This is a genomic window from Mesorhizobium newzealandense (genome assembly GCF_042682145.1).
Classification (GTDB): Bacteria; Pseudomonadota; Alphaproteobacteria; order Rhizobiales; family Rhizobiaceae; genus Mesorhizobium; species Mesorhizobium newzealandense.
The window spans coordinates 1-3,663 of the sequence record NZ_JBHUGZ010000021.1 but is presented as its reverse complement, the minus strand read 5'-3'; the positions used below and the strand labels follow the sequence as shown (position 1 = coordinate 3,663).

3 protein-coding genes and 3 pseudogenes are annotated in these 3,663 nt (G+C 58.2%); 3 read left to right on the top strand and 3 right to left on the bottom strand.

The features are described from left to right. Positions 1-67 precede the first annotated feature (67 nt). Positions 68-980 (bottom strand): annotated as a pseudogene (locus ACFSOZ_RS29715) (LysR substrate-binding domain-containing protein); the annotation flags it as partial. A 52-nt stretch (positions 981-1,032) separates the two neighbouring features. On the opposite strand from ACFSOZ_RS29715, the pseudogene ACFSOZ_RS29710 reads away from it, so the two are divergent. Next, positions 1,033-1,547: pseudogene (locus ACFSOZ_RS29710) on the top strand (Rieske 2Fe-2S domain-containing protein). Next, a complete protein-coding gene (locus ACFSOZ_RS29705) occupies positions 1,544-1,834 on the top strand; it encodes a hypothetical protein (protein ID WP_379103945.1) in 291 nt (96 codons plus the stop codon). The pseudogene ACFSOZ_RS29710 and the gene ACFSOZ_RS29705 overlap by 4 nt, the downstream one beginning before the upstream one ends. On the opposite strand, the gene ACFSOZ_RS29700 is transcribed toward ACFSOZ_RS29705, so the two are convergent. Beyond that, complete coding sequence (locus ACFSOZ_RS29700) at positions 1,761-2,030, bottom strand: hypothetical protein (protein ID WP_379103947.1); 270 nt, start codon at positions 2,028-2,030, stop codon at positions 1,761-1,763. The two genes, ACFSOZ_RS29705 and ACFSOZ_RS29700, sit on opposite strands and share 74 nt — an antisense overlap. A 223-nt stretch (positions 2,031-2,253) precedes the next feature. Next, positions 2,254-2,637 carry a Rieske 2Fe-2S domain-containing protein gene (locus tag ACFSOZ_RS29695; RefSeq protein WP_379103943.1) on the bottom strand — a complete coding sequence of 128 codons (384 nt, stop codon included), beginning with the start codon at positions 2,635-2,637 and terminating at the stop codon, positions 2,254-2,256. Between the two features lie 63 nt (positions 2,638-2,700). On the opposite strand from ACFSOZ_RS29695, the pseudogene ACFSOZ_RS29690 reads away from it, so the two are divergent. Beyond that, positions 2,701-3,663, top strand: a pseudogene (locus ACFSOZ_RS29690) (LysR substrate-binding domain-containing protein); the annotation flags it as partial.

The window sequence follows — 3,663 nt, the reverse complement described above, 5'->3', positions numbered from 1 at the left end:
CTGAATGCCCAATAGAGGCCCGAGATTGGTTTTCGTTAGCATGTGAATGCCACTCACCGATCCGATCGGCTGGAGAAGCGTTCAGGCGTTTGGAGATCGAAACGATCCAGGCCACGGAGTTCTGGTGCAAATGGCTTCTCCAGCGCCGCACGGTCCCAGGCAAGGAAATAGGCATCAGACAACTTGATCCGCTGATCGAATGGCACGATGAGCCGGCCAGCAGCGATATCGTCAGCGGCCATGGACAATTGGGCAAGCACAAACCCCTTTCCATTTACCGCAGCGTTCGATCGCGGCGCTCGACAACGAAAAGGCAACTTCGCCGGACGTCTTTCGATGTAACGCGCCGATCCTGCTTGCCCATTCAGCCCAACTTGGCGGCGATTGATGATCTCGTGCCCATTCTATGCCCAGGAGAGGAAAATCAAGAACATCCGAGGGCTTGCGGACAGGTCGATTGGCCAGCAATCCGGGTGCGCAAGCAGGCACCACCCAATCCGTGAACAGTTCGGTATAGTGATCGTAGTCGTGAATCTTCGTGCCGTACGAGATCCGGAAATCAACCTGATCCTTGTCAAAACGCGGCTCCTGCTCGGCGCCGATGAGACGCACCGTCGCACCGCGTGGCCTGTTTGCCAATCCAGAAGCTTTGGCCCGATCCACTTGCTGGCGAGCGATGGAAGGCAGGAGATGGTCAGCGCGCTTTCCGATCGCGCCCGCTCGACAATGTGCTGGGCGTTGCGAATCTGGTCGAAGCCTGAGGAAATGGCAGCATGGTAGGTACGTCCCCATGACGTAAGGGCAACGTTCCTGCCACGGCGTTCGAGCAAACTGAGCCCGAGCACATCTTCAGCCTTGCGGATTTGCTGGCTGACCGCACCGACGGAAACACCAAGCTCATTGGCCGCAGCCGTCACGCTGCCGCATCGACCGAAAGCCTCGAAGGCCTGTATCGCGCGCAGGGGGGGCGTTTTTTTCACCTGGGTATGATCCTGGGTCGGCTTGTTTTAGCATTTCTAAAATAGAACGCAGATGCAAGCACTATGTCGTCTCGTGCCCGAGAGGTACCCGTGTTGGCGTTCACAAGCTCGGGAGGACGCCATGTTTCTTCGAAACTGTTGGTACGTTGCCGCATGGGACCATGAGGTCACAGACCAGCTGAAGCCCACCCGAATCCTTGGCGAAGACATTGTCCTCTATCGCCGGACGGATGGTGCCGTGGCGGCGCTCGAAGACGCGTGCCCTCATCGCAAGCTGCCGCTGTCCATGGGCCGCATCAAGGCGACACGGTCGAATGCGGCTATCATGGTCTGACTTTTGACAGCACTGGAACCTGCACGCGTGTGCCCGGTGCTGAAAAGATACCGCATGTAGCATGCGTTCGTTCCTACCCGATTGCCGAACGTTACGGGCTGCTCTGGATATGGATGGGCCAAGCAGAAAAGGCCGATCCTGGCTTGATTTTCGAGGTCGATCACTGGGGAGACCCGACCTGGGGGGTCAATCGCGGCGAGTCGATGTTGCTCGATTGCAATACCTCTACATGACCGACAACCTGCTCGATCCTTCCCATGTGTCATGGGTACACCAATCGTCCTTCGGCGGTGTCCAGGCAATGGAGGATGCGCCGCTCGAAACCACGGTAGGTGCAGATGGCGTGACCGTGTGGCGCTGGGTCGTCGATGCCAAGCCCGCGCCATTTTATGCGCCGTTCTCAAATTCGCTGGCAATTGCGACCGCAAGCAGCACTACGAGGTGCGCTACCCTCCAACGCGATCATCAAGGCGATTTTCGTTCCGGCCCGCACTGGCGGCGAGGGCAAGCCACTCCATGAGGACGTAGTCCTCATGGAGTGGCTTGCCCTCGCCGCCAGTGCGGGCCGGAACGAAAATCGCCTTGATGATCGCGTTGGAGGGGTAGCGCACCTCGTAGTGCTGCTTGCGGTCGCAATTGCCAGCGAATTTGAGGAACGGCGCATAAAATGGCGCGGGCTTGGCATCGACGACCCAGCGCCACACGGTCCACGCCATCTGCACCTACCGTGGTTTCGAGCGGCGCATCCTCCATGCCTGGACACCGCCGAAGGACGATTGGTGTACCCATGACACATGGAAGGATCGAGCAGGTTGTCGGTCATGTAGAGGTAATTGCAATCGAGCAACATCGACTCGCCGCGATTGACCCCCCAGGTCGGGTCTCCCCAGTGATCGACCTCGAAAATCAAGCCAGGATCGGCCTTTTCTGCTTGGCCCATCATATCCAGAGCAGCCCGTAACGTTCGGCAATCGGGTAGGAACGAACGCATGCTACATGCGGTATCTTTTCAGCACCGGGCACACGCGTGCAGGTTCCAGTGCTGTCAAAAGTCAGACCATGATAGCCGCATTCGACCGTGTCGCCCTTGATGCGGCCCATGGACAGCGGCAGCTTGCGATGAGGGCACGCGTCTTCGAGCGCCGCCACGGCACCATCCGTCCGGCGATAGAGGACAATGTCTTCGCCAAGGATTCGGGTGGGCTTCAGCTGGTCTGTGACCTCATGGTCCCATGCGGCAACGTACAACAGTTTCGAAGAAACATGGCGTCCTCCCGAGCTTGTGAACGCCAACACGGGTACCTCTCGGGCACGAGACGACATAGTGCTTGCATCTGCGTTCTATTTAGAAATGCTAAAACAAGCCGACCCCAGGATCATACCCAGGTGAAAAAAACGCCCCCCCTGCGCGCGATACAGGCCTTCGAGGCTTTCGGTCGATGCGGCAGCGTGACGGCTGCGGCCAATGAGCTTGGTGTTTCCGTCGGTGCGGTCAGCCAGCAAATCCGCAAGGCTGAAGATGTGCTCGGGCTCAGTTTGCTCGAACGCCGTGGCAGGAACGTTGCCCTTACGTCATGGGGACGTACCTACCATGCTGCCATTTCCTCAGGCTTCGACCAGATTCGCAACGCCCAGCACATTGTCGAGCGGGCGCGATCGGAAAGCGCGCTGACCATCTCCTGCCTTCCATCGCTCGCCAGCAAGTGGATCGGGCCAAAGCTTCTGGATTGGCAAACAGGCCACGCCGGTGCGACGGTGCGTCTCATCGGCGCCGAGCAGGAGCCGCGTTTTGACAAGGATCAGGTTGATTTCCGGATCTCGTACGGCACGAAGATTCACGACTTACGATCACTATACCGAACTGTTCACGGATTGGGTGGTGCCTGCTTGCGCACCCGGATTGCTGGCCAATCGACCTGTCCGCAAGCCCTCGGATGTTCTTGATTTTTCCTCTCCTGGGCATAGAATGGGCACGAGATCATCAATCGCCGCCAAGTTGGGCTGAATGGGCAAGCAGGATCGGCGCGTTACATCGAAAGACGTCCGGCGAAGTTGCCTTTTCGTTGTCGAGCGCCGCGATCGACGCTGCGGTAAATGGAAAGGGGTTTGTGCTTGCCCAATTGTCCATGGCCGCTGACGATATCGCTGCTGGCCGGCTCATCGTGCCATTCGATCAGCGGATCAAGTTGTCTGATGCCTATTTCCTTGCCTGGGACCGTGCGGCGCTGGAGAAGCCATTTGCACCAGAACTCCGTGCCTGGATCGTTTCGATCTCCAAAACGCCTGAACGCTTCTCCAGCCGATCGGGATCGGTGAGTGGCATTCACATGCTAACGAAAACCAATCTCG

Excerpts from the sequence above, each read along its gene's own strand:
- ACFSOZ_RS29705 (WP_379103945.1), top strand. The coding sequence starts at position 1,544 with ATGACCGACAACCTGCTCGATCCTTCCCATGTGTCATGGGTACACCAA.
- ACFSOZ_RS29700 (WP_379103947.1), bottom strand. The coding sequence starts at position 2,030 with ATGGCGTGGACCGTGTGGCGCTGGGTCGTCGATGCCAAGCCCGCGCCA.
- ACFSOZ_RS29695 (WP_379103943.1), bottom strand. The coding sequence starts at position 2,637 with ATGTCGTCTCGTGCCCGAGAGGTACCCGTGTTGGCGTTCACAAGCTCG.